This is a genomic window from Aromatoleum buckelii, from assembly GCF_012910785.2.
GTDB classification, from domain to species: domain Bacteria; phylum Pseudomonadota; class Gammaproteobacteria; order Burkholderiales; family Rhodocyclaceae; genus Aromatoleum; species Aromatoleum buckelii.
This window is the reverse complement of the sequence record NZ_WTVH02000010.1, coordinates 723,767-747,364: the sequence shown is the minus strand read 5'-3', so window position 1 is coordinate 747,364 and position 23,598 is coordinate 723,767. Positions and strand designations below refer to the sequence as shown.

General features: G+C 64.3%; 23 protein-coding genes. 2 read left to right on the top strand and 21 right to left on the bottom strand.

The genetic code is table 11. The features are described 5' to 3' along the window. Window positions 1-14: 14 nt before the first annotated feature. The 6 genes from GO608_RS14230 to GO608_RS14205 all read right to left on the bottom strand — a co-directional run bounded on the left by GO608_RS14230 (window position 15) and on the right by GO608_RS14205 (window position 5,681). Window positions 15-1,679 (bottom strand): nitrite reductase, encoded by a 1,665-nt coding sequence (locus tag GO608_RS14230; protein ID WP_211159279.1) that lies wholly within the window; start codon window positions 1,677-1,679, stop codon window positions 15-17. A gap of 264 nt (window positions 1,680-1,943) precedes the next feature. Then, window positions 1,944-2,528: a siroheme decarboxylase subunit beta gene (gene ahbB, locus GO608_RS14225; protein ID WP_169197683.1), complete on the bottom strand. Its 585-nt coding sequence runs from the start codon at window positions 2,526-2,528 to the stop codon at window positions 1,944-1,946. Then, window positions 2,528-3,007: an Lrp/AsnC family transcriptional regulator gene (locus GO608_RS14220; protein WP_169197682.1), complete on the bottom strand. Its 480-nt coding sequence runs from the start codon at window positions 3,005-3,007 to the stop codon at window positions 2,528-2,530. The genes ahbB (GO608_RS14225) and GO608_RS14220 overlap by 1 nt, the downstream gene beginning before the upstream one ends. Then, complete coding sequence (gene ahbB, locus GO608_RS14215) at window positions 3,004-4,041, bottom strand: siroheme decarboxylase subunit beta (protein ID WP_211159275.1); 1,038 nt, start codon at window positions 4,039-4,041, stop codon at window positions 3,004-3,006. The genes GO608_RS14220 and ahbB (GO608_RS14215) overlap by 4 nt, the downstream gene beginning before the upstream one ends. A gap of 27 nt (window positions 4,042-4,068) precedes the next feature. Further along, window positions 4,069-5,262 (bottom strand): cytochrome D1 domain-containing protein, encoded by a 1,194-nt coding sequence (locus GO608_RS14210; RefSeq protein ID WP_169197681.1) that lies wholly within the window; start codon window positions 5,260-5,262, stop codon window positions 4,069-4,071. A 47-nt stretch (window positions 5,263-5,309) separates the two neighbouring features. Further along, entirely contained in the window at window positions 5,310-5,681 is a 372-nt protein-coding gene (locus GO608_RS14205) for a c-type cytochrome (RefSeq protein ID WP_425532303.1), read from the bottom strand. A 237-nt stretch (window positions 5,682-5,918) separates the two neighbouring features. On the opposite strand from GO608_RS14205, the gene cobA reads away from it, so the two are divergent. After that, the gene (cobA, locus tag GO608_RS14200) at window positions 5,919-6,749 is read left to right on the top strand and encodes a uroporphyrinogen-III C-methyltransferase (protein WP_169197680.1); all 831 of its coding nucleotides are present in this window, start codon (window positions 5,919-5,921) and stop codon (window positions 6,747-6,749) included. A 66-nt stretch (window positions 6,750-6,815) separates the two neighbouring features. Then, entirely contained in the window at window positions 6,816-8,549 is a 1,734-nt protein-coding gene (locus GO608_RS14195; RefSeq protein ID WP_169197679.1) for a nitrite reductase, read from the top strand. Window positions 8,550-8,707: 158 nt separating this feature from the next. On the opposite strand, the gene GO608_RS14190 is transcribed toward GO608_RS14195, so the two are convergent. The 15 genes from GO608_RS14190 to pheA form a co-directional block, all read right to left on the bottom strand. Then, window positions 8,708-8,950, bottom strand: a complete 243-nt coding sequence (locus tag GO608_RS14190) for a GlsB/YeaQ/YmgE family stress response membrane protein (RefSeq protein ID WP_169197678.1) — start codon at window positions 8,948-8,950, stop codon at window positions 8,708-8,710. Window positions 8,951-8,969: 19 nt separating this feature from the next. After that, window positions 8,970-9,758, bottom strand: coding sequence for a 3'-5' exonuclease (locus GO608_RS14185; protein ID WP_211159274.1), 789 nt, complete (start codon window positions 9,756-9,758; stop codon window positions 8,970-8,972). Beyond that, window positions 9,758-10,198, bottom strand: coding sequence for a YdbL family probable chaperone protein (locus GO608_RS14180; protein ID WP_247003148.1), 441 nt, complete (start codon window positions 10,196-10,198; stop codon window positions 9,758-9,760). The genes GO608_RS14185 and GO608_RS14180 overlap by 1 nt, the downstream gene beginning before the upstream one ends. Then, window positions 10,195-10,386, bottom strand: a complete 192-nt coding sequence (locus GO608_RS14175) for a hypothetical protein (protein WP_169197676.1) — start codon at window positions 10,384-10,386, stop codon at window positions 10,195-10,197. Before GO608_RS14175 ends, GO608_RS14180 begins: the two co-directional genes overlap by 4 nt. 64 nt (window positions 10,387-10,450) lie before the next feature. Next, window positions 10,451-12,427 (bottom strand): translocation/assembly module TamB domain-containing protein, encoded by a 1,977-nt coding sequence (locus GO608_RS14170; RefSeq protein WP_169197675.1) that lies wholly within the window; start codon window positions 12,425-12,427, stop codon window positions 10,451-10,453. Window positions 12,428-12,446: 19 nt separating this feature from the next. Then, window positions 12,447-13,337: a cysteine synthase CysM gene (gene cysM / locus GO608_RS14165; RefSeq protein ID WP_169197674.1), complete on the bottom strand. Its 891-nt coding sequence runs from the start codon at window positions 13,335-13,337 to the stop codon at window positions 12,447-12,449. Between the two features lie 111 nt (window positions 13,338-13,448). Further along, window positions 13,449-14,771: a UDP-glucose dehydrogenase family protein gene (locus GO608_RS14160; protein WP_169197673.1), complete on the bottom strand. Its 1,323-nt coding sequence runs from the start codon at window positions 14,769-14,771 to the stop codon at window positions 13,449-13,451. A 73-nt stretch (window positions 14,772-14,844) separates the two neighbouring features. Further along, a complete protein-coding gene (gene lapB / locus GO608_RS14155; protein WP_169197672.1) occupies window positions 14,845-16,020 on the bottom strand; it encodes a lipopolysaccharide assembly protein LapB in 1,176 nt (391 codons plus the stop codon). Window positions 16,021-16,023: 3 nt separating this feature from the next. After that, on the bottom strand, window positions 16,024-16,332 hold the full coding sequence (locus GO608_RS14150) for a LapA family protein (protein WP_169197671.1): 309 nt from the start codon (window positions 16,330-16,332) through the stop codon (window positions 16,024-16,026). Window positions 16,333-16,424: 92 nt separating this feature from the next. Then, the gene (locus tag GO608_RS14145) at window positions 16,425-16,709 is read right to left on the bottom strand and encodes an integration host factor subunit beta (RefSeq protein ID WP_011236339.1); all 285 of its coding nucleotides are present in this window, start codon (window positions 16,707-16,709) and stop codon (window positions 16,425-16,427) included. A 12-nt stretch (window positions 16,710-16,721) separates the two neighbouring features. Next, window positions 16,722-18,431 (bottom strand): 30S ribosomal protein S1, encoded by a 1,710-nt coding sequence (gene rpsA / locus GO608_RS14140; protein ID WP_169197670.1) that lies wholly within the window; start codon window positions 18,429-18,431, stop codon window positions 16,722-16,724. Window positions 18,432-18,533: 102 nt separating this feature from the next. Beyond that, the gene (locus GO608_RS14135) at window positions 18,534-20,468 is read right to left on the bottom strand and encodes a bifunctional 3-phosphoshikimate 1-carboxyvinyltransferase/cytidylate kinase (protein WP_169197669.1); all 1,935 of its coding nucleotides are present in this window, start codon (window positions 20,466-20,468) and stop codon (window positions 18,534-18,536) included. A 2-nt stretch (window positions 20,469-20,470) separates the two neighbouring features. Then, a complete protein-coding gene (locus tag GO608_RS14130) occupies window positions 20,471-21,373 on the bottom strand; it encodes a prephenate dehydrogenase (RefSeq protein ID WP_169197668.1) in 903 nt (300 codons plus the stop codon). A gap of 19 nt (window positions 21,374-21,392) precedes the next feature. Continuing rightward, window positions 21,393-22,490, bottom strand: a complete 1,098-nt coding sequence (hisC, locus tag GO608_RS14125) for a histidinol-phosphate transaminase (protein WP_169197667.1) — start codon at window positions 22,488-22,490, stop codon at window positions 21,393-21,395. A 31-nt stretch (window positions 22,491-22,521) separates the two neighbouring features. Continuing rightward, on the bottom strand, window positions 22,522-23,586 hold the full coding sequence (gene pheA / locus GO608_RS14120; protein ID WP_169197666.1) for a prephenate dehydratase: 1,065 nt from the start codon (window positions 23,584-23,586) through the stop codon (window positions 22,522-22,524). Window positions 23,587-23,598 lie beyond the last annotated feature (12 nt).

Genomic DNA, 23,598 nt, shown 5'->3' with positions numbered 1-23,598 from the left:
GATCGACGAGGCGATCAGTAGATGTCCTGCATCGTGTTGAACACGTTGAACTTGCCGGTCGGCGTGACGATCGCAGGGTCGGTGATGACCTTCTTCAGCTTCAGCGTCTTGTCGTCGTAGATCACGATCGCCGACTGGTCAGTTTTGCCGCCCCACAACGAGATCCACACCTCGTCGCCCGCCTCGTTGTACTCGGGGTGCGTCGCGCGGCGGATCGCCTTGCTTTCGGGCAACCCGGAGTCCTTCGCGACGTCCAGGCGCTTCGGCTCCTTCGACAGGTCGTTCATATCAAAGACATAAACGGACTCGGCGACCTCGCGTTCCGGGTTCATCGGCGCGTCAGCCCAAAGGTTCTTCGACTTCGGGTGCGTCTTGACGAACAGGTTGCCTGCCCCCGGCATCTTCAACTCCTGCACGACCTTCCAGTTCTGGTCCTTGTGCTTGGCGTACTTGGCTTCGTCGGACGCGGTCGAAATCACCGAAATCACGTCAGCACCGAGGTGGCCGGTCGTCCACACCGGACCGAACTGCGGATGCACGAAGTTCGCGCCACGGCCCGGGTGCGGGATCTTCGCCGTGTCGATCAGCGCTGCGAGCTTGCCGGTCTTCGTATCCACTGCCGCGACCTTGTTCGAGGCGTTCGCCGCGACCATGAAGTAACGCTTGGACGCATCCCAGCCGCCGTCGTGGAGGAACTTCGCCGACTCGATCGTCGTGGTCTTCAGGTTCTTGATGTCGGTGTAGTCGACGAGCATGATCTGGCCCGTTTCCTTGACGTTCACCACCCACTCCGGCTTGATGTGCGACGCGACGATCGACGCCACGCGCGGCTCCGGGTGGTACTCGCCGTCGACCGTCTGACCACGCGTCGACACGACCTTGATCGGCTCGAGCGTCTCGCCGTCCATGATCGAATACTGAGGCGGCCAGTACGTGCCGCCGATCAGGTACTTGTCCTCATAGCCCTTGAACTTCGAGGTATCGACGGAACGCGCGTCGGAGCCCAGGCGCACCGTGGCAACTGTCTTCGGCTCCTCGTACCACATGTCGATGATCGTCGTCAGGCCGTCGCGACCGACCGTGTAGACGTAGCGCCCGGATGCCGACAGCCTCGAGATATGCACCGCGTAGCCGGTGTCGAGCACCTTCCAGATCTTGTGCGTGTCGCCGTCGATCAGCGCGAGCTTGCCGGCGTCGCGCAGCGTCACCGCGAAGACGTTCTTCAAGTTGATGTTGTTCATCTGCTTCTTCGGACGCTCGGAAACCGGAACGAGCAGCTTCCAGCTGTTCTTCATGTCCTGAAGCGAGAACTCGGGCGGCACATCCGGCGTGTTCTGGATGTAGCGCGCCATCATGTTGATCTCTTCCTTCGTCAGGATGTCGTCGTAGTTGACCATCCCGCCTTCGGTGCCGTAGGCGATGATCTTCTCGAGACGTTCCGTACCGAGCTTGAGCGTGCCGCCCTCGGTTTTCGTGCCGTCGGCCGCGGTCTTGGCCCAGTGCGGCTCGAGGTTCTTGCCGGTCGCGCCCTTGCGCAGCACCCCGTGACAGCCGGCGCAGCGCTCGAAGTAGATCTGCTTCGCCTTGTCCTTTTCCTCCTGGGTCATTTCGGGGGCGGATTGCGCCCAGACCGTGCTTACTGCCAGCGGCAGCAGCGCCAGCGCGAACGCCTTGCCCATCCAACTCTTGTTTTGCACGTCTTTCTCCTTAAGCAGCTCGGGATGTGAAACAACAATGCAGCCAGTATCGATCTGATAACCGCGGGCGATCCTTGATATGCGTTAAATTTCCCTATCCCCTCTGTGGATAAAACCGCTTGACATAACAATTTCTTATCATAACGTAAAAAGCATAAGCAATTTGCAATCTGGAGTTGCCCGCGGGGGCGAAACGTCAGGGTTTTACCGGGCCGCGCAGAGGGCTGCTACCCGCCTGGGGAAAACTCACTCGCGCTTCTGCACACTTTCTGCTGCGCCACCGATTCGCAGCCCCGTTTTCTTCAGGATCGCAGACGAAAACAACACCTCGCGGCTGCGGCAGGCGCCGGGAAAGTTTGTCGCGATGCGGCCTGCGATGTCGCCGATCTGCTGCCGCACCTCGTCATGGCTGCGTCCGTGGACCATCGCGAAGAGGTTGTACGGCCAGTCCGGGAGACGGCGCGGGCGTCGATAGCAGTGGGTAACGGCATCGAGTGCACCGATGAACTCGCCGACGGCATCGACACATTCGTCCACGACATCCCACACGCTCATGCCGTTCGCGGTGTAGCCGATCGCATAATGATTCGGTACCGCCCCGATGCGACGGATGACTCCGCGCTCGAGCATCCCGCGCACGCGACAAAGCAGTTCGTCGACCGAGAGGCCGACTTCCCGGGCCACTTCGTCCCAAGGCTGCGGGACCAGCGGCAGCCCGCTTTGGGTCGCGACGATGATGCGTCGCTCGATCGCCTCGTCGCAGTCGACGCCGGGCGCGGCACCAGGGTCACTGGGGTCGTGCGCGGGCAGTTTTCCCCGGTCTGCGGTCATCACGCCTCCAGCTTCATTTCGACGAAGTACTCCCGTTCCTTCGGAAACAGGAACACCGGCAGCCCGATCGCCGCTTCGATCCGCCTTGCCGTCGCAGCAATGCCCTGCGGGGTTTCGGTCGCCAGGACGAACCACATGTTGAGCGCGTGGTCGCGTCGGTAGTTGTGCGCCACTTCGGCAAAGGCATTCACTTCGGCCGTGACGCGGTCGAAATCGGCTTCCGGCACGCGGATCGCCGCAAGGCAGAACGCGCCGCCGATCCGTTCGATCTGGAACATCGGCCCGAACCGCGTCAGCACCCGCTGATCGAGCAGGCGCTGCAGCCGGTCGATGACCTGCCCCTCGTCGATCCCGAGCCGGACGGCGACGTCGGCAAACGGGTTGCGCACCAGCGGAAAATCCCCTTGCAGCATGTTGATCAGCGCCCGGTCGGTCTCGTCGAGCAGCGGCGCCTGCCCCTTCGCGGTCGCCCGGCTCATGCGTCACTGTCCGCCAGATAACGTGCGCCCTGCTGCTTGAACCGCCGAGTGCTGAACAACACTGCGCCCGGCCAGCGATTCATGCGGTGGCGCGCGGCGATGGCTTCGCGCACTTCGAGCACCGCTTCGCGCGATTTGCCATGGATCATGCAGAACAGGTTGTACGGCCAGTCCGGCAGGACGCGGCTGCGCCGATAGCAAAGCGTCACTGAAGATTCGGCTGCGAGACTGCGGCCCAGTTCACTGACCTGGTCGTCCGGAACATCCCAGACGCACATCGCGTTCGCGCAAAAGCCGAGCTCATGGTGGCGCACGACGATCCCGAAACGCTTGATCAGGCCGTTTTCGAGCCACGAAGCGATCAGCTCGATGACCATCGCTTCGCTGAGGGCGACATTGCGCCCGAGCGCGGCGAACGGCCGCGGCAGCAACGGCAACCCCGACTGCAAGGCGGCCATCAACCGGCGCTCGATGCCTGGCAGCGCGCAGGCCGTCTCACCGAGGGGCGGCAGATCCCGCGTCGCAACGCTGGCAGCGCCGCGTACCGCACCGCCGAGATCGAAGCCGAGATCGATGTGGAACTCCTCTTCGAGCGGCAGCACGATGACGTTGCAGCCGGTGTCCCGTTCGATTTCCGCGACGATCTGCCGCAATCGCTGCTCCGACGCCGCCGTGATCACGAACCACAGGTTGAGCCGATGTTCGCGCTGATAGTTGTGATTCACTTCCGCCACCGCGCTGACGCGGGCAGCGATCGACTCGAGCCGCGCTAGGGGCGCGGCGAGCGCCGCCAACGCGCTCGCGCCGACACGCCGCGGCGCGAACACTGCTCCAACCCGGCTGAGGACGCCTGAGCCCAGCCAGTCCTGCAGCGCGGCGAGAACAGCCGGCTCGCTCAATCCGCATTCCGCCGCGATCGCGGCAAACGGTTCGGATACGAGCGGAAACCCGCGCTGGTAGTCATTCAGCAGCCGAAACGTCGCCGCGTCGGGCTGATGAACCACTCCGCGCCCGGCCATTGTCGTGGTGCACATCTGCGTGGCGCTCGTGCAAGCCATGTTCTAGAAACCTGTCCGGAATGCGCGGCTGGTGAAGAAAATGCCGCTCGGGCTGGCGGCGGGAAGCTCGGCGCGCTTGTCGCGCTTCGCGGTTCCGTAGATCACGACCTTGTTGTCGTCGCGCGCAGACACCCAGACCTCCTCGCCTTTCGGGGCGAATTCCATATGGAGAATCGCGCGGCCGGGCTGCAGCGTATCGACGATGGCGTTTCCGACCGTATCGATCACCTGGATCCAGCTGTTGTCCGGGAAGGCGAAATTGACCCACACCTCGCGGCCGTCGGGCCTCGCCATGACGAAGACCGGCTGGCTCTTGACCGGAATCCGCGCCACCTCCTTCCAGCTGCCGAGTTCGACGACCAGGACTTCGTGACGGCCGATCGCCGGCAGGTATGCGCGGCCCGCGGCAACCGCCCAGCCGCGCAGGTGCGGCATCTTGTACACCGGCAATGCCTGCTCGCCCCGGCCATAGCCCGGCAGGATCGTGCGCACGCCCTCTTCCGGATGCCACAGGTCGAGCATCGACAGACCGTCCTCGCCGAACAACCCGGCGATGTAGTAGCGCCCGTCGGGCGTCACCAGCGCATCGTACGGTTGCTTGCCGGACGGGTAACGTTCAGTCTTCGGATGGCGCGGATCGGACAGGTCGGTGACGCGGATTTCGTTGGCGTCGAACAGCGAATAGACGAAGCGGTTGCCCGGCAGATCGGCCAGCCCGACGACTTTCGAGCGCTTGCCATCCGTGCCGTAGGTGGCTGGCACATCCGCGAGCAGTTCGAGCGTGTCGGCGTCGAAAGCCTTGATTCCGCCCGGTTCGTAGTTCTGCGCGACGAGGATGCGGCCGTCCTGGGAAATCCCGCCGCCGATCGCGTTGCCGGCCTGTACCACGCGGTTCGCGATCGTCGCGGTGAGGAGATCGACCTTCGTCAGCCCCCCATCACGGCCGAAGACGTAGGCGTAGCGGCTGTCGCGTGAGAACACGACCGATGCATGGGACAGATCGCCGAGGCCGGAAACCTGCGCGAGCGCCCGGCGATGCGTCGTCTCGATGACCTGCAACTGGCCGGTCGCGCGCTCGACGACGACGCCGAGGTCGCCGGTGCCCCGCAACGCGACCGGCTGTTGGGATGCGCACGCCGACAGCAGGAGCATCGAGACAGCCAATGCTGCACGCTTCACTTTGCTTCCGGGAATCATGCGTCTCTCTTTTTCAGGGGCCGATGCGCAGGCTGGCGAAGGCACCATCACCGCGTGTCCGCCGTCTGTTGAGCGGACTCGGGGCCGCCATCCGCGGGAAAACCGTCGACGAGCCGTTCCACGATCCATGCAGCCTCCGATTCATCGACCAGGCCGCGAAACGGCGGCATCGGCGTACCAGGCCGGCCATTGACAATCGTCGCGACCAGCCCCTCCGAAGGCTTGCCGCGTAGCGTCGCAGGAGTGAGGGCCGGGCCGAGGCCGCCCTGCAAAGTCAGGCCGTGACACGATCCGCAGTCCTGGCGAACCATATGCACCAGCTCGCGCTGCCGCTTGTCGTCGGGGGCAGTGTCTTGGGCGTGGACCGGGAAAACCAGCGCCGGAAGGAAAGCCGCGATCAGGATGCTTCGACAGAACACGCTCGGGTCCTCGTCAGTCCGCACTGGAAAGATGGGCCATCACGGACGGGAGGCGGGATGCCAACCTGATCCGCTCAGGTATGGCCGCAGTATCGTGCCGACATAGCCTGGCCCTCCTTGATATCGGTTAATTTCCCGGACGGTAAGTAGGGATAAAGTGGCGACGCCCGAACGCCCTGTTCGCGCCATTCGAACCGCCGCGGAGCACGGATTCGCGGCACACGCGGAGAGCCATTCATGAGCAAGCATATCGGCGGCTTCGATCCTTCGGGAGACGGTCCCGATGACCCGGCAGCATGCAGACGATCGGGCAAGGTGTATCTGGTCGGGGCGGGCCCCGGCGATCCGGAGCTTCTCACGCTGAAAGCGGCACGCCTGCTGTCGAAGGCGCAGGCCGTCGTCTATGATCACCTTGTCGGCGAGGAAATCCTCCACTTGGCCGATCCGGCGGCGAGGATGATCTATGCAGGCAAAGAGGCGGGATACCATTCATTGCCGCAGGACCGGATCAACGGTCTCCTGGTCGATCTCGCCCGCAGCGGGCTCGAGGTCGTACGGTTGAAAGGGGGCGATCCGTTCATGTTCGGGCGCGGCGGCGAAGAGATGGAGGAGCTCCTCGAATCCGGGATCGAATGCGAAGTCGTACCCGGGATCACCGCGGCATGCGGCGTCTCGGCCTGTACGGGCATCCCCCTGACGCATCGCGACCACGCACGCTCGGTGATCTTCACTACCGGGCATCTCAAGGATGGCACCGTCAATCTCGACTGGCCGGCGCTGGCCCGGCCAAACCAGACGGTCGTCATCTACATGGGGCTCGGCGCGCTCGACATCATCTGCCAGCAGCTGATCACCCATGGGCTTCCGGCCGATACGCCGGCGGCGGTAGTGCATGCGGGCACCACGAACAGGCAAATCACCGTGACCGACCGACTCGACCAGCTCTCGGCGACCGTGAAACGGGCACAGCTCAAGTCGCCGGCGCTGATCATGATCGGGTCGGTCGTGTCGCTGCACGCCCTGCTTGGCAATGGAACAACAATCGAGGAACTCGCGCTGACGGGTTGAGTTCCTCGACAACCAGTACCCGACAGAGTCGTTGCGCCACCAGTTCATCCCTGAAGGAGATCGACGATGGGTATCAAGAGGAATCGGATCAGCGGCGTCTTCCTGCTTGCGAGCCTGCCGCTCGCAATGTCGCAGGTATTCGCCCAGGCGAACACCGAGGAGCATGTCGGCGAGGCAGAGGCGAAGTACCAGGCCGGCGGTTCTCCGCTGGCCGATGTCGAGATGTACCAGGACATCAATCCCGACGCGCCGAAGATCACCAAGGCCGAATTCGCGAAAGCCCAGAATATCTACTTCCAGCGCTGCGCCGGCTGTCACGGCGTGCTGCGCAAGGGGGCGACCGGCAAGCCGCTGACACCCGACATTACGCTCGCCAAGGGCAGCGAATACCTCAAGGTCTTCATCAAGTACGGCTCGCCCGCCGGCATGCCGAACTGGGGAACGTCGGGAGAGCTCACCGACGAGGAAGTTGACCTGATGGCGCGCTACATCCAGCAGTCGCCTCCGCAACCGCCCGAGTTCGGCATGGCGCAAATGAAGGAAACGTGGAAAGTCCTCGTCCCCCCCGAGCATCGGCCGAAGAAGAAGATGAACGACTACAACATCTCGAACATCTTCTCGACGACGCTGCGCGACACCGGCGAGATCGCGCTGATCGACGGCGACACGAAGAAGATCATCAATATCGTCAAGACCGGGTACGCGGTGCACATCTCCCGCATCTCGGCCTCAGGCCGTTACCTGTTCGTGATCGGACGGGATGCGAAGATCAACATGATCGACCTGTGGATGGAGAAGCCGGACAACGTCGCCGAGATCCGCATCGGCCTCGAGGCCCGCTCGGTCGACACCTCGAAGTACAAGGGCTACGAGGATAAATACGCGATCGCCGGCGCGTACTGGCCGCCGCAGTTCGTCATCATGAACGGCGATACGCTCGAGCCGCAGAAGATCGTGTCGACCCGCGGCCTCACCGTCGATACGCAGGAATACCATCCGGAGCCGCGCGTCGCCGCGATCGTCGCGTCGCACTTCAAGCCGGAGTTCGTCGTCAACGTCAAGGAAACCGGCAAGACGCTGATGGTCGACTACTCCGACCTCCAGAACCTGAAGACCACCGAGATCGGTTCCGCGCCCTACCTGCACGACGGCGGCTGGGATGTGTCGAAGCGCTACTTCATGGTCGCAGCGAACCAGTCGAACAAGGTCGCGGCGATCGATGCGAAGGACGGCAAGCTCGCCGGACTCATCGATGTCGGCAAGATCCCGCACCCCGGACGTGGCGCAAACTTCACGCATCCGACCTACGGACCGGTGTGGGCGACGGGCCACCTCGGCGACGACACGATCGCGCTGATCGGCACCGATCCGGAAAAGCACAAGCAGTACGCGTGGAAAATGGTCGATACGCTGAAGAGTCAGGGCGGAGGGTCGCTGTTCATCAAGACGCATCCGAAGTCGAAGCACCTGTACGTCGACAACCCGCTTCATCCGGACGCGAAAGTCAGCCAGACGGTCGCGGTGTACGACCTTACGAACCTGCAGGGTGGCTTGAAGGTGCTGCCGATCGCCGAATGGGCCGAGCTGAAGGACGACGGCGCGAAGCGGGTCGTGCAGCCGGAGTACAACAAGGACGGCAACGAGGTGTGGTTCTCCGTGTGGTCGGCGAAGGACAAGGAGTCCGCGATCGTCGTCGTCGACGACAAGACACTCGAGCTGAAGACCGTGATCAAGGATCCGAAGCTGATCACGCCGACCGGGCACTTCAACATCTATAACACCCAGCACGACGTGTACTGAGCGCCCCCCGAGGCTTTGCCGTTTCCGCCCCTCAGGGGGACAAGAAAACGGGGGACGGCCGGGCGTTTTCTTGAGAGGTTGTGCGGCAGCGGGTGCCGCCGACCGTTCAGCACCGACGGCCAGCTTCACGCTGGCCGTTTTTCAGCTCTCTGCGCCGATCATTTGCGCAGGCGGGTCACGATGAACAGAATGATGATTGCGCCGATCAGCGCGCCGATGAAGCCGGAGGGCTCCCCCGGCCGATACAGGCCGAGGAACTGTCCGCCGTACGTCGCGAGCATCGCTCCAGCGATACCAAGCAGCGTCGTCATGATGATCCCAAGGCCGTCCTTGCCCGGATGCAGCAGGCGGGCAAGGAGTCCGACGATGAAGCCGATGATGATGGTCCCGATGATCGACATTAGCATATCTCCTTGAGGTTCAGACTCCGGGCCAGGCGGCAAGGAACTGCTTCCAGTGCGGCGCGTCGATGCGCGCGAGGGCTTCGCGCACGACTGCGAGTTCAGCTCCATGCGACGCCGCATCGAGCTGCCCGCGCATGCGCTGAAAACCCAGGTACACCAAATAGGTGTTGACGACGTCGGTTTCGCAGTAATCGCGGATTTCCGCTGCGCGTCCGTCCTGCCACGCGGACCACACTGCCGAACCGTCCATGCCGAGCTTGCCGGGAAACCCCATCAGCTTAGCCACCTCGTCGAGCGGTGCATTCGCGCGCGGCTGGTACAGCGCGAGCAGGTCCATCAGGTCGAGGTGCCGGTTGTGGTAGCGGCCGATGTAGTTGTTCCACTTGAAATCGCGCGAATCCTGGTAGTCCCCTTCGCCCTGGTCCCAGTACCGCGGCGCCGACACGCCGTGTTTCAGGCCGCGGTAATGCAGCACCGGCAGGTCGAAACCCCCGCCGTTCCACGACACGATCTGCGGCGTGAAGCGTTCGATGCCGTCGTAGAAGCGCTGGATGATCTCGCCTTCCGTGCACTCCGGTTCGGACAGCGAGAACACCCGGAACTGGGAGGCGTCCCGCAGCACGCACGAAATCGTCACGACGCGCTGCAGGTGATGCTGCAGGAAGTCGCTGCCGTTGGCCGCGCGCCTCTCCTGGAAAGCGAACTCGGCGACTTCGTAATCGTCGAGATCGTCGGGCAGATCGTTGAGCACGCGAATGCCTTCGACATCCGGGATGGTCTCGATATCGAAGACGAGGACCGGCATCACTTGCGCACCCAGCTGCCATCGCGCTGGATCAACCAGCCCGGCTGGGCGCGCTCGATCCAGCGCCGCGCGAACGTGGCGCGCACATCCGCCTCCCATTCGGGATGACCGTTGGCGCGCGCAATTTCGCGGTAGAGGGCGGCGCGATCGGCGTTTTCAGCCGCGACCAGCGCATTCGCTTGGCCGCGCTGCGCGAGCGGGACGCCGGAGGCATCGCGCAGGGCGACGTTGCCATCGGCCGCCAGCCCGACGGCACCCGACGCGTACAACGGCGCGAGCTTCGCATGACGCTGCTGCATCGACTGCTTGAGCGCCGCAATCGTCGGCGTGTCGATTTCGATGTTCCCCTGCGCGAACACCAGTCCGGCAAAGCCGAGCAGCAACACGGCGATCCAGCCGCGCCATTTCATCATCGCCTTCGTCATCGTCATCGCATTCATTTCGTCTCCCCGTCCTGTTGCGGTCGGATCGTCGGCGTCTCGCCTTCGCCCAGCTGCCAGACGTCCTCGATGATGCGATCGGCGGCTTTTTCCGCGGCCGCAGCGGGAAAATAGATATTGATCGTCACGCAGGCGCTGGCGATCGCCACCACGGCGCCGAGCACAGCGACTCTGGGGAATGCGGTCATCCAGCCTCCTGTTCCTGCCCGTGGCGAGCCGGGCCTGTTGCGGCGAAGCCGCGAATTCCGACTGCTACTGGATGACGGGCGACGCGTTCGACGCAATCACCCGCTGCAGACGATCGATCAGCTCGTTCCAATCGACGCGCCGATTGTAGCCGATGACATTCAGCGCGGGGATGCCGCCGCCACGCACGATGTAGTAGCCGTCACCGGGCGCCATACGGTCGTCCAGCCCGTCCATGCGGCATACGCCATCGCGCAGGACGCAGGAGATGCCGATGTCGCGATAACCGAATGTCTCGAACAGGCCGAGCAGTCCGCGCTGCAGCGCGGCGACCGCCCCGGGCCCGCCGAGCGCGCTGATGTTCTGCACCGCGCGCTGGCTGATCCGCCGCGGATAGTTTCCGGGGCTGCTGAGGACGCGAGCATCGAAGCGCACCGGTCGCCAGCGGGCGAGTTCCAGCCCGAGGACATGCGCGTCGACAAACCCCGACACGCTGCCGAACGAGAAGGCTTCGGTCAGTTGCGCGAGGTCGAGGTGGCGCGCCTGGACGTCGGCGTAGAGATGCGACGCGACGCCGAACGGTTCGAGCAGTTGCAGCCGCGTCGCCTGCAGGTAGCCGTCGAACACCGAAATCACCAGAGCGCCGTCGAGCGAGATTTCGCCCGGTGCGACGCGCAGCCCCGGCAGCGACGCGCTCAGCACGCCGGACATCGGGGGCAGGCCGGCCGCCTCGGCGAGCAGCGCCATCGAGATCGGCTCGACAACCGCGGCGCCACTGCCATGCCAGCCCGTCGCATCGTGCGCGAGCGCCAGCCGCTCCAGCACCAGCGCTCCATCGAGCACCGGGATCGCGACGCGGTCGACGTCGACGCGCTGTCCATCGAGCTGCGCGATGAGTTCGAAAGCCCCCAGCGCGAGCTTCTGCCAGCGGCCGCCACCGACCGCCAGTCGCGCTTCGGTGCGAGCTTCGGCGCGCCAGGGCACGACGCCGGTCAGCGGCCCGAAACTCAATTCCTTGTCACTGAGGCTGAAGCCCGCCTCGTCGAATGCAAGCTCCACCGTGGTCGGCACTCCCTCTTCAACTGTCGCTGCGGCGCTGACGTGACCGGAAAACCGCAGCCGATCCGTTGCGGACGGCGCAAACGCCGGAGCGAGATAGCGCGGACCGACCACCGCGAGATCGGCGTCGGCGACCGAAAACGCCAGGCTTCTCACGGCTACGGGTTGCAGGCCGATTTCGGCGTTTGCGGCGATTGCGCGCACGCCTTCGAGTTCAAGCCGCGCGCGTGCTACCGTGAGCATTTCCCCTTCAAGCCGCCCTGCTGCCTCGATAACCGGGCCGGCCACGAGGTACAGCGGGTGCAGATATGCCTCCCCGGCGTTCCACGCCACCCGCCCCTGCCAGTCCCAGCCGGCGAGCCCGCGCCGCGCCGCCAGATCGATGTCCAGGCCCACCCCTTCCGCCGCCCGCAGCCCATCGGCCTGCGCAAATCCGCCGTCTCCGAGCGTGCCGGAAACCTTGATGCGGGCGCCGTCGCGCGTCGGGGAATATTCGATACGACCGGCGAGCCGTCCCACCGCATTCCAGCTTGCCAGATCGACAAGCTTGCCCAGACGTGCGACGGAAAGCCCTTCAAGCGACGCGACGATTCGGCCGTCCGGGCGGATCACGATATCAATCGCTTCACGGCCAGGCATGCGGAGGTTGAGTTCCCCGCTCTTGTTCCGCGTGTCCAAATGCAGGTCGATCGCCGTACGTTCGAACAGGCCCGGAACGGTCAACATGCCTCGGAGGCAGCGCACCACGGCACGTTCGAGGCGAAAGTCGGGACAACGGATCGTGACGTCCTGCCAGTCGCGCTTGCCGATCGCGAAGCGTTCGATTGCCAGTTCGGCTGCCTCGCCTTCATCCCCGAGACGGACATGCAGGCCTTCGATGACGAAAACGGGATGCGCGAGGCGGCCCAGGTCGAGCTGCAGGGCGCCCGCGCCGGCAATCCCCGACCAGGCCAGAAGCAAAAGCAGAAAAGCCAGGCGCATCATGCGCTGGCCGGAACGGAACTCAGCCCGGAAACACGCCGGTCGACAGGTACCGGTCGCCACGATCGCAGATGATGGACACGATCACCGCATTTTCCAGGTCGGCCGCAATGCGGACGGCGACGTGCATCGCACCGCCCGAGGAGATCCCGGCAAAAATACCTTCCTCGCGCGCCAGGCGCCGTGTCATTTCCTCGGCGTCGGCCTGGCTCACATTTTCGATCGCATCGACCCGCGGTTTTTCGTAGATCTTCGGCAGATAGGCTTCGGGCCACTTGCGGATGCCGGGGATCTGCGAGCCCTCATCCGGTTGGCAGCCGATGATGCGGACCGCCGGATTCCTTTCCTTCAGGAAGCGCGAGCAGCCCATGATCGTCCCGGTCGTGCCCATGCTGCTGACGAAATGCGTGATCCGGCCGCCCGTCTGCTCCCAGATTTCCGGGCCGGTCGCTTCGTAATGAGAGAGCGGATTGTCGGGATTCGCGAACTGGTCGAGGATGATTCCCCGGCCTTCGTCGCGCATTCGCTCGGCGACGTCCCGGGCCATTTCCATGCCGCCGTCGCGCGGGGTCAGCACGAGCTCGGCGCCGAACGCCCGCATGGTCTGGCGCCGCTCGACGCTCTGGTTTTCCGGCATCACGAGGATCATCCGGTAGCCACGCATCGCCGCCGCCATCGCCAGCGCGATTCCGGTATTTCCGCTGGTCGCCTCGATCAGCGTGTCCCCGGGGCGAACCTCGCCGCGCGCTTCCGCATGGACGATCATCGACAGCGCCGGCCGGTCCTTCACCGATCCAGCCGGGTTGTTGCCTTCGAGCTTCGCGAGAATGACGTTGTTGCGGCCCGCGCCGATGCGCTTGAGGCGCACCAGCGGCGTGTGGCCCACGTAGTCTTCCAGCGTCTTGTAGTCCATGTCCCTGTGGTCCGGTCTGATTTCGATGGGCCGATAGTAAGCGGGCAGCCCGTCCGCGCAAACCCGCGGGGCGGCATAAGCTTATATCGGCAATCGTTCCGGAACGGAGGCTCAGCGCCGTCCGATGCCGTGGTATTCGAGGCCGACGCGTGCCATGACCGAGGGTTCGTACATGTTGCGCCCGTCGAAGACCACCGCGTGCCGCAGCATCTGCCTGATCTGGATGAAATCGGGGCTGCGGAACTCCTTCCATTCGGTGACGATGATCAGCGCATCGGCACCTTCGAGGACATCCATCGGCCGCTCCGCATAGGCCAACCGCGGTTCGTCGCCGAAGATGCGCCGCGCCTCCCCCATCGCGACCGGATCATACGCAGCGACCGTCGCGCCACGCCGCAGCAACTCGGCAACGATTACCCGACTCGGGGCGTCCCGCATGTCGTCGGTGTTGGGCTTGAAGGCGAGTCCCCACAGTCCGAAGTGGCAATCCGACAGGTCCTCGCCGAACCGCGCGACGACCTTGTCGACGAGACGCAGCTTCTGCGCCTCGTTGGCCGCCTCGACGGCGTTCAGGATCAGCAGATCCTGACCGCGCTCGTCGCCGGTGTTGATCAGCGCTTTCACGTCCTTCGGAAAGCACGAACCACCGTAGCCGCAGCCGGGATAGAGAAAGTGCCAGCCGATGCGCGGGTCAGAGCCGATACCCTGACGCACGAGTTCAATGTCCGCGCCGAGCGTCTCGGCGAGGTTCGCCAGTTCGTTCATGAAGCTGATGCGGGTCGCAAGCATCGCATTGGCGGCATATTTGGTCAGCTCGGCGCTCCGGACATCCATAACCAGCATCTTTTCGCGGTTGCGCTGAAACGGGCCGTACAATTCGCGCATCAGATCGATCGCGCGCTCGTCGTCCGCCCCGACGATGATCCGGTCGGGGCGCATGAAGTCATCGACCGCCGCGCCTTCCTTCAGGAACTCCGGGTTCGACACGACACTGAACGGAAAATCGGCTTCGCGGGCCGCCAATTCCGCAACGATCGCCTCGCGAACGCGGTCGCCCGTACCCACCGGGACCGTCGACTTATTGACGACGACGCGGTAGCCATCCATGTGCCTGCCGATGTTTCGCGCCGCCGCGACGACGTACTTCAGATCCGCCGACCCATCCTCGTCCGGCGGCGTCCCGACCGCGATGAACTGCATCGTTCCGTGGCGCGCCGCCTGTTCGACGTCGGTAGTGAAGAACAGCCTGCCGGCCTCGACATTGCGGCGCACGATCTCCAGCAGCCCCGGTTCGTGGATCGGAATTCCGCCGCCCTCCAGGATGCGGATTTTGGCCGGATCGACATCCAGGCACAGCACATCGTTGCCGACGTCCGCGAGGCAGGCCCCACTGACGAGTCCCACATAACCGGTACCCACGACGGTGATTTTCATGAATCGTCCTCAAATGGAAGAGACAGCAAACCGGCGGGCGAGCCGTGCCACTGGCGACAGCCCTCACAGGCGCTTACGGCGCGAGATCGTATTCTTCGGTGCGACGCGGAGGATAGGTTTCCCAGCCGCCGCACGCGGGGCAACGCCACTGGAACTGGCGGGCCTTGAACCCGCATTCGGCGCAACGATAACGCGCGACCCGGCGGGTGTGGCCATGGATTAACTGTTTTACAAGTTCGATGTCGCTGCGCTGCTCGGCCGGCGCATTCAGCAATGCGGCTTCGAGCAACTTGTCGAGCCCGAGCAAGGTCGGATTGCGGCGCAGCTCTTCCCTGACGAGGTCATAGGCCGCGCGCGATCCCTCCTTTTCGAGTTCCCAGTGGAACACCTCGTCGAGGAGGTCGAGCGAGGAATGACGCTCGAGCCACGAGCGCAGCAGCGTCTGCCCCTGCTCGACCCGGTCGAGCCGCTGGTGGGCGTCCATGATGCGTTCGGCGACCAGCGCAAGGTAGACCGGGTCCTGGCTCTCGACGCGCTTCCACACTTCGATGGCCTCGTCGTAGCGCTTCTCCGCCGCCATGAGATCGCCCAGGACGATGCTCGCTCGGACACACCGCCGATTGATCGCGAACGCTTGGTCAAGATGGCGTTGGGCTTCGTCGTTCCGCGAGCTTGCCAAGGCGAGGGTCGCCAGCTCGCAATAGAAATTCGCGACTTCCTTGCGCCACAGGACGCTCTCGTGATCCGGCAGCGCCTTTGCCGCCTCGATCGCCTTTGCCCAGTCCTTCTCCTGCTGGTAGATCTCGAGCAGAAAACGCACTGCAATGTCATTGAGGCGGGTGTCCCGAAGCTTCAGGAACACCGCCTCGGCGCGGTCCAGCAACCCGGCCTTCAGATGATCCTGACCGAGTTCGGCGAGCGCCTGAAGGCGCTGCTCATCGGAGAGGTCCTCGCGGTCGACGAGGCTCTGGTGCATGCGAATCGCGCGATCGGTCTCGCCGCGGCGTCGAAACAGGCTTCCCAGCGCGAAATGCAGCTCGATCGTTTGCGGATCGATCTTCACCGCTTCGATGAACGCATCGATCGCCTTGTCCTGCTGTTCATTGAGCAGAAAATTCAAGCCCGACAGGTACGAACGCGGCAGCGCGCGCGATTCATGCACCACCTGACGTATGTCGATGCGCGCGGCCAGCCAGCCCAGCGCAAAAAAAAGCGGCAGCGCCAGAAACCACCAGAATTCGATTTCCATTGCTCAAAAAGTCTCGGGCGCCTGGACTTCGGCCGTGCTCGGAACCTGGGCGGCCGGACGGTCACGCGTGGCGCGGTCGAGTTGGCGCCGCAGGCGGCCGATTTCACGACGCTGACGCAGCAGCGAGCCGAAAGTCGCCGTCACGCCGAGCAGCGCACCGGCGGTGAATGCGACGAGGATGACGAACACCAGCGGCAACTGCCAGCTGCTGCCGAAAAAGAAATGCAGGCTCACGAGGTGGTCGTTCTTCACTGCGAAACCGAACAGCAGAAAGAACAGCAGGAGCCGGATGATCCACATTACGACGCGCATGGGATGAATTATCTCCGAGCGAAGGGCAAAAAAGAAGGCGGCTCGCGCCGCCTTCCCGGACATTCATGATGCAGCCCCGATCGCCGCGCAGCTCATCCGGCGATGTCGACGCGCTCGCGTAGCTCTTTGCCGGCCTTGAAGTGGGGCACGTACTTTTCCGGAACCAGAACCTTGTCTCCGGATTTCGGATTACGCCCCACCCTCGGCGGTCGATAGTTCAATGCGAAGCTGCCAAATCCCCGGATCTCGATGCGATCCCCGCGCGCAAGCGCTTCGGACATCGCATCGATCACCATCTTGACCGCGTAATCGGCATCCTTTGCGACCAGCTGCGGAAAACGCGCCGCGAGCCTCGCAATCAGCTCCGATTTGGTCATATCCAACCGGATTTACTGCTTCTGCTCGTTGAGCTTGGCCTTCAGCAGCGCACCAAGGTTCGTGGTACCGCTGGCCGCGGAACTGTCCGACGCAAACTTCTGCATCGCGTCGCTCTGCTCGGCCTGGTCCTTCGCGCGGATCGACAGGTTGATCGAACGCGTCTTGCGGTCGACGTTGATGATCATCACCTCGACTCCCTGACCTTCCTTCAGCACGGTCGTCAAGTCATCGATACGATGCGCGGCAGCTTCCGAAGCCCGCAGGTAGCCTTCCACATCCTCGTTCAGCGCGATCACCGCACCGCGCGCGTCGACCGATTTCACGGTGCCGCCGACGATGCTGTTCTTCTCGTGCGTCGCGATGAAATTCGTGAACGGATCGCCTTCGAGCTGCTTGACGCCCAGCGAGATGCGCTCGCGCTCAACGTCGATCGCCAAGACGACAGCCTCGACTTCATCGCCTTTCTTGAAGCGACGCACGGCCTCTTCGCCAGTGTCGCTCCAGGACAGATCGGACAGGTGCACCAAGCCGTCGATGCCGCCGTCCAGGCCGATGAACACACCGAAATCGGTGATCGACTTGATCTGGCCGCGGACCTTGTCACCCTTCTTGTGGTTGATCGCGAAATCGTCCCACGGGTTCGACATGCACTGCTTCATGCCGAGCGAGATGCGGCGGCGGTCTTCGTCGATCTCGAGGATCATCACTTCGACTTCGTCGCCGAGCTGAACGACCTTCGTCGGGTGGATGTTCTTGTTGGTCCAGTCCATTTCAGACACGTGGACCAGCCCCTCGATGCCCTGCTCGACTTCAACGAACGCGCCGTAGTCGGTGATGTTCGTCACCTTGCCGAACAGGCGCGTGCCCTGCGGGTAACGACGCGCAATGCCCACCCACGGGTCTTCGCCGAGTTGCTTGAGGCCGAGCGAGACGCGGTTCTTTTCCTGATCGAACTTCAGGACCTTGGCGTCGATCTCGTCGCCGACGTTGAGCACTTCAGACGGGTGACGCACGCGACGCCACGCCAGATCAGTGATGTGCAGCAGGCCGTCGATGCCGCCGAGGTCGACAAACGCGCCGTAGTCGGTGATGTTCTTGACGATACCCTTGACGACCGTGCCTTCCTTGAGGTTCGCGAGCAGCTTTTCGCGCTCTTCGCCCATCGTCTCTTCGAGCACGGCGCGGCGCGACACCACGACGTTGTTGCGCTTGCGGTCGAGCTTGATGACCTTGAACTCGAATTCCTTGCCTTCGTACGGCGAGGTATCCTTGACCGGACGCATATCCACCAGCGAGCCCGGCAGGAACGCACGGATGCTGTTCGTCATGACCGTCAGACCACCCTTGACGCGACCCGAAATCAGGCCCTTCACCAAGGAGCCTTCGTTGAGCGCCTTTTCCAGATCGTTCCAGGCTGCGATCCGCTTCGCCTTCTCGCGCGACAGACGGGTTTCGCCATAGCCGTCTTCCAGCGCGTCGATGGCGACGTGGACGAAGTCGCCGATCTTGACTTCGAGTTCGCCGCGGTCATCGCGGAACTCTTCGATCGGCACGTAGCTCTCGGACTTCAGGCCGGCATTCACGACGACGAAGTTATGGTCGATGCTCACGACTTCGGCGGTGATCACCTCGCCGGAGCGCATCTCCTGACGGGCAAGGCTTTCTTCGAATAGGTCGGCAAAACTTTCCTGGAAATCGGAAACGGGGGTGGCAGTGGTCATAAAGAGTGAAGGTCCAAAAGCCGCCCGAAAGCGGCTACCAGTAGAGGATTGAAAATCAGGAAGCAAACCTTTCCGGGTCTGCTTCTCGCCTGCGGGAACGCGCTAACGGCGGACCCGGTCGAGCACGAAACCGACCGCCTGCTCCACGTCGATTTCAGTCGTATCGAGGAGCACCGCATCCGGCAATTTCTTCAAGGGAGCGACAGTCCGGGCGGCATCGCGCGCATCCCGTTCATGAAGATCCTTTAGAAGACTTTCCATGCTAGCACCCATCCCTTTTTCCATCAACTGCTTATAGCGCCGCTGCGCGCGTGCCTCGACAGTCGCAGTGAGGAATATCTTGACTGTCGCGTCCGGGAACACGACCGAGCCCATGTCGCGCCCTTCTGCAACGAGGCCGGGCGCACGACGGTAATCGCGCTGGCGATCGAGCAGGGCAGCGCGCACCGCAGGCAAGGCTGCCACCTGCGAGGCGCCGACCGAACACGCTTCGCTGCGGATAGCGTCGGTGACGTCCTCGTCGTCCAGCACCGCTCGCGCTGCACTGAAGCGGGCGGGCAATCGCGCAGCGAGCGTAGCGAGCACCGGCTCGTCATCCAATGAAAGCTCCGCACGCATTGCCGCGAGCGCGACCAGGCGGTACAGCGAACCGCTGTCAAGGTAGTGGTAGCCGAGCGCAGCGGCGACGCGCGCGGCGACCGTACCCTTGCCGGAGGCCGACGGTCCGTCGATCGCAACGACCGGGACCGGCCGGGTGATGCGGGCGAAGCACTCGAAATAGGTCGGGAAAGTCTTGTTCACGCATTTTGGATCATTGATGCGCACGCGGCAGCCGCCCAGGCTCACCAGCGAGAAGCACATCGCCATGCGGTGGTCGTCATAAGTGTCGATCGCCGCCGGCAGAAGCTCCGCAGGCGGTGTGACGCGCAGGAAATCCGCGCCCTCCTCGACAGTGGCGCCGACCTTGCGCAATTCTTTCGCCATCGCCGCGATGCGATCGGTTTCCTTGACCCGCCAGCTGGCGATATTGCGCAGCGTGCTTGGACCGTCGGCAAACAGCGCCGCGACGGCGAGCGTCATCGCGGCGTCGGGAATATGGTTCAGGTCGAGATCGAACGCCTTCAGTCGTCCGCTCTCCGGTGCCCGCGCTTCGATCCAGTTGTCGCCGATGTCGACCCCGGCGCCCAGTTCGGCAAGCGCCTCGGCGAAGCGCACGTCGCCCTGGATGCTGCTGCGGCCCACGCCTTCGACGCGAACCGGTCCGCCGCCGATCGCCCCCGCGGCAAGAAAGTACGAAGCCGACGATGCGTCCCCTTCGACGAACACCGTGCCGGGGCTGCGGTAACGGGCGCCGTCCGGAACGGTGAAGCGGGTCCAGCCCTCGCACTGCACCTCGACGCCGAAACGCGCCATCAGATCGAGCGTGATCGAGATGTACGGCTTCGAGATCAGCTCGCCAACGACTTCGATCGTGGTCCGCGTTCCGGTGAGCGGCAACGCCATCAGCAGCGCGGTGAGGAACTGGCTCGAAACGTCGCCACGCACGCGCAGCACACCGCCAGGGCGAATCATGGCCGGCAGGATATGCAGCGGCGGAAAGCCTTCGACGCCGACATAGCGCACGTCCGCACCGATCTGCCGCAGCCCGTCGACGAGGTCGCCGATCGGCCGCTCGTGCATCCGCGGAACCCCCGTCAGGCGGTATTCGCCGCCCGACAGCGCGAGTGCAGCGGTCAGCGGGCGGAATGCCGTGCCGGCATTGCCCAGGAACAGGTCCGCGGCCTTGACAGGAAAGGGGCCCGCGGCGCCGTCGACACGATAGTCGTCGCTGTAACCCTGGCGTACCCACGACACGCCCAGCGTGCGCAGCGCGTCGAGCATCCGCTCGACGTCGTCGGACGCGAGCAGGTCACGGATTTCCGTCCGTCCCTCGGCCAGCGCGGCAAGCAGCAGCGTGCGGTTCGAAATACTCTTCGAGCCCGGCAGGCGTACTCGCCCCGTGGCGTCGAGCATCGGCGGAAGGTCGAGAAAGTCCATGGTCACTCGGGCATCGGAACAGCGTTGGCAGAGGTGGAAAATTGCTCGGCCCAGGCATTGCGGGCCGCGCGCGCCTCGCCGAACAGTTGCTCGAGTCGGTCGCCGTCGGCAGACAGCAGCAGCGCCCGAAGCTGCGCGAGCTCGGCCAGATACTGGTCCAGCTCACCCAGCAGAGCCTGTCTGTTGGCGATGCAGATATCCCGCCACATCTCCGGATGGCTGCCCGCGATACGCGTGAAGTCGCGAAAGCCGCTCGCGGCGTACCCGAACAGCTGTTCGGCGTTCGACCGCCCGGCCAGGTCGTGCACCAGCCCGAACGCCAGCAGATGAGGCAGGTGACTGACCGCCGCAAACACGCGATCGTGCTCCTGCGGCGGCATCTCGTGCACCAGCGCCCCGCACGCCTCCCACGCTTGGCGCACGCGCAGCACCGCCTCCGGCTCGTTTTCGGGCAACGGCGTGACGACGACTTTCCTCCCGTCGTACAGGCCGGCGAACGCCGCCTCGACACCGCTGCACTCGGCGCCGGCGATCGGGTGCGCCGGGACAACGTACGGGAGATGCTCGGGAAGATTGCGGTAGATCGCCTCGATGACGTCGCGCTTGGTACTGCCGGCGTCGGTGACCACCGTTCCCGGCGCCAGATGCGGCGCCATCGCTGCCATTACCGTATCCATTTGCCCGACCGGAGTAGCCAGCAGGACGAAATCGGCGCCGTCCAGCGCATCGGCCCAGCCGGCGGCCGCCTTGTCGATGACGCCCAGCGCCACTGCGCGAGCGAGCGATGCCGGGCTGCGCCCGATCCCGACGATGCGTCTGACCAATCCGGCCCGGCGCAGCGCCAACGCGAACGAGCCGCCAATCAGGCCGACACCGCAGACGACCAGCTTGTCGATCATGAACATTGTCTGTCCCTTGCCTGAGTCATGCGAGCGCCTGCCGCAGGGCGGTGATGAAACGGGCGTTCTCTTCCGGCAGGCCGATCGAAACGCGCAGCCATTCGGGCATGCCGTAGCCGCCGATCGGCCGGACGATGACGCCTTGTTTCAGCAGCGCCAGATTCGCTGCTCCTGCATCCCCGACCCTGAACGTGACGAAATTGCCCGCCGACGGGATCCATTCCAGCGCGAGCTCGGCGAGCGCCTCGGTGATCTGCGCCATGCCGCGCCGATTGACGTCAGCACTGCGGGCGAGAAACTCCTCGTCGGCGATCGCAGCCGTCGCTGCCGCGAGCGCCACGCTGTTGACGTTGAACGGCTGGCGGACGCGGTTCATCAGGTCGACGACATCGGGGTGCCCGATGCCGTAGCCGACGCGCAGGCCCGCCATGCCATATGCTTTCGACATGGTTCGGGAAACGAGCAGGTTCGGAAAGCGCGGCAACCACGAGAGACTGTCGTAACGCTGCTGTTCGGACAGGTATTCGGTGTAAGCCTCGTCCAGCACCACGAGCACATCGGACGGCACCCGGGCGAGGAAAGTTTCGAGCTCGTGGCCGTCGACGAAGGTGCCGGTGGGGTTGTTCGGGTTCGCAATGAACACGATTCGCGTGTCGGGCGCGATCGCCGCTGCCATTGCGGCCAGATCGTGTCCGTAAGCCCGCGCCGGCACCTCGATGCCGCGCGCGCCCATTGCATTGGTCGCGAGCGGATAGACGGCGAATGCGTGCTGCGAGAACACTGCAGAACTGCGGGGGGCGAGGTATGCATGCGCGGCGAGCTCGAGGACGTCGTTCGAACCGTTGCCGAGCACGATCTGCTCGGGTTGCACGCCGAAGCGCGCGCACAGCGCTGCCTTCAGCTCGAAGCCATTGCCATCCGGGTAGCGCTCGATGTCGACGAGCGCCGCCTGGGCGGCTTCCTTGGCGCGCACGCTCATGCCCAGCGGATTCTCGTTGGACGCCAGCTTGACGATGTTGGCTTCGGGGATCCCCATTTCCCGCGCCAGCTCGCCGATCGGCTTGCCGGGCGGATAGGGCGTGATTGCGCGGATGTGATCGGGGGCCTTGCTGGCTACGCTCATTGCGCTCTCCTCGTGGTCGGTCCCGTTCCGCTCAGATCACCGCGACCGGGTACGACCCCAACACTTTGACGAACCCGGCACGTTCGTTGAGTTCCTTCAAGGCCGCGGCCACCTCCGGGTCGTCGCGGTGGCCTTCGATGTCCATGTAGAACACGTACTCCCACAATCCGCCGCGCGCGGGACGGGATTGCAGCTTGCTCATGCTGACACCGTGCTTCGCCAGCGGTTCGAGCAGCGCATGCACCGCGCCCGGCCGGTTCGGCGCCGAGCACACCAGCGAAGTCTTGTCCTGGCCCGAGCGGTCCGCGTCGTGGTGCGCGATGACGAGAAAGCACGTCGTGTTGTTCGGATCGTCCTCGATGTTCGCAGCCAGCACGCCGAGGCCATAGAGGTCGGCCGCCGCTTCGCCCGCGATCGCGCACGATTCGGCATCTTCAGAAGCGAGGCGCGCCGCCTCGGCGTTGCTCGCGACCGGTACGCGCGAAAGCGACGGCAGGTGGCGGTTCAGCCACTCGTGGCACTGGGCGAGGGACTGGGCGTGCGAATACAGCCGCTTGAGCGCGCCGATGCCCGCAGCTTTCGACAGCAGGTGTTGATGGATGCGCAGCTTGACTTCGCCGCAGATCTGCAACGGATTCTCGAGCAGCAGGTCGAGCGTGCCGCCGACCACGCCTTCGGTCGAGTTCTCGACCGGGACGACGCCGTAGTCGACGTTACCGGCTTCGACAGCGCGAAAGACCTCGTCGATGGTCGAGGTCGGCACGAAGTTCGGCGCCGAGCCGAAATGCTTGCGTGACGCGCTCTCCGAAAAGGTCCCTGCCGGCCCGAGGTAGGCAACCCGGAGCGGCCGTTCGAGCGCGAGGCACGCCGACATGATTTCGCGGAAAATCCGCTGCACCGCGAGATCCGGCAACGGTCCGGGATTGGCAGCACCGAGGCGGCGCAGCACCTGCGCTTCGCGCTCCGGGCGATATACGTTGCCCTGCTTGATCTCGCCGACGCGCTGGGCGTGCCGCGCGCGTTCTGCAAGGCGCACGAGGATTTCCTCGTCGAGGCGGTCGATGTTTTTCCTGAGGTTCAGCAGTTCGTCACTCATGCTCGCCCTTTC

Bases quoted from the DNA above. Each gene is read 5' to 3' on its own strand.
- rpsA (WP_169197670.1), bottom strand. From the start codon at position 18,431: ATGACCACTGCCACCCCCGTTTCCGATTTCCAGGAAAGTTTTGCCGAC.
- GO608_RS14130 (WP_169197668.1), bottom strand. From the start codon at position 21,373: ATGTTCATGATCGACAAGCTGGTCGTCTGCGGTGTCGGCCTGATTGGC.
- GO608_RS14150 (WP_169197671.1), bottom strand. From the start codon at position 16,332: ATGCGCGTCGTAATGTGGATCATCCGGCTCCTGCTGTTCTTTCTGCTG.
- ahbB (WP_169197683.1), bottom strand. From the start codon at position 2,528: ATGACCGCAGACCGGGGAAAACTGCCCGCGCACGACCCCAGTGACCCT.
- GO608_RS14175 (WP_169197676.1), bottom strand. From the start codon at position 10,386: ATGACCGCATTCCCCAGAGTCGCTGTGCTCGGCGCCGTGGTGGCGATC.
- hisC (WP_169197667.1), bottom strand. From the start codon at position 22,490: ATGAGCGTAGCCAGCAAGGCCCCCGATCACATCCGCGCAATCACGCCC.
- pheA (WP_169197666.1), bottom strand. From the start codon at position 23,586: ATGAGTGACGAACTGCTGAACCTCAGGAAAAACATCGACCGCCTCGAC.
- GO608_RS14185 (WP_211159274.1), bottom strand. From the start codon at position 9,758: ATGCCGGTCCTCGTCTTCGATATCGAGACCATCCCGGATGTCGAAGGC.
- cobA (WP_169197680.1), top strand. From the start codon at position 5,919: ATGAGCAAGCATATCGGCGGCTTCGATCCTTCGGGAGACGGTCCCGAT.
- lapB (WP_169197672.1), bottom strand. From the start codon at position 16,020: ATGGAAATCGAATTCTGGTGGTTTCTGGCGCTGCCGCTTTTTTTTGCG.
- cysM (WP_169197674.1), bottom strand. From the start codon at position 13,337: ATGGACTACAAGACGCTGGAAGACTACGTGGGCCACACGCCGCTGGTG.
- GO608_RS14220 (WP_169197682.1), bottom strand. From the start codon at position 3,007: ATGAGCCGGGCGACCGCGAAGGGGCAGGCGCCGCTGCTCGACGAGACC.
- GO608_RS14135 (WP_169197669.1), bottom strand. From the start codon at position 20,468: ATGGACTTTCTCGACCTTCCGCCGATGCTCGACGCCACGGGGCGAGTA.
- GO608_RS14210 (WP_169197681.1), bottom strand. From the start codon at position 5,262: ATGATTCCCGGAAGCAAAGTGAAGCGTGCAGCATTGGCTGTCTCGATG.
- GO608_RS14145 (WP_011236339.1), bottom strand. From the start codon at position 16,709: ATGACCAAATCGGAGCTGATTGCGAGGCTCGCGGCGCGTTTTCCGCAG.
- GO608_RS14195 (WP_169197679.1), top strand. From the start codon at position 6,816: ATGGGTATCAAGAGGAATCGGATCAGCGGCGTCTTCCTGCTTGCGAGC.
- GO608_RS14160 (WP_169197673.1), bottom strand. From the start codon at position 14,771: ATGAAAATCACCGTCGTGGGTACCGGTTATGTGGGACTCGTCAGTGGG.
- GO608_RS14190 (WP_169197678.1), bottom strand. From the start codon at position 8,950: ATGTCGATCATCGGGACCATCATCATCGGCTTCATCGTCGGACTCCTT.
- GO608_RS14180 (WP_247003148.1), bottom strand. From the start codon at position 10,198: ATGAATGCGATGACGATGACGAAGGCGATGATGAAATGGCGCGGCTGG.
- GO608_RS14170 (WP_169197675.1), bottom strand. From the start codon at position 12,427: ATGATGCGCCTGGCTTTTCTGCTTTTGCTTCTGGCCTGGTCGGGGATT.
- ahbB (WP_211159275.1), bottom strand. From the start codon at position 4,041: ATGTGCACCACGACAATGGCCGGGCGCGGAGTGGTTCATCAGCCCGAC.
- GO608_RS14230 (WP_211159279.1), bottom strand. From the start codon at position 1,679: ATGGGCAAGGCGTTCGCGCTGGCGCTGCTGCCGCTGGCAGTAAGCACG.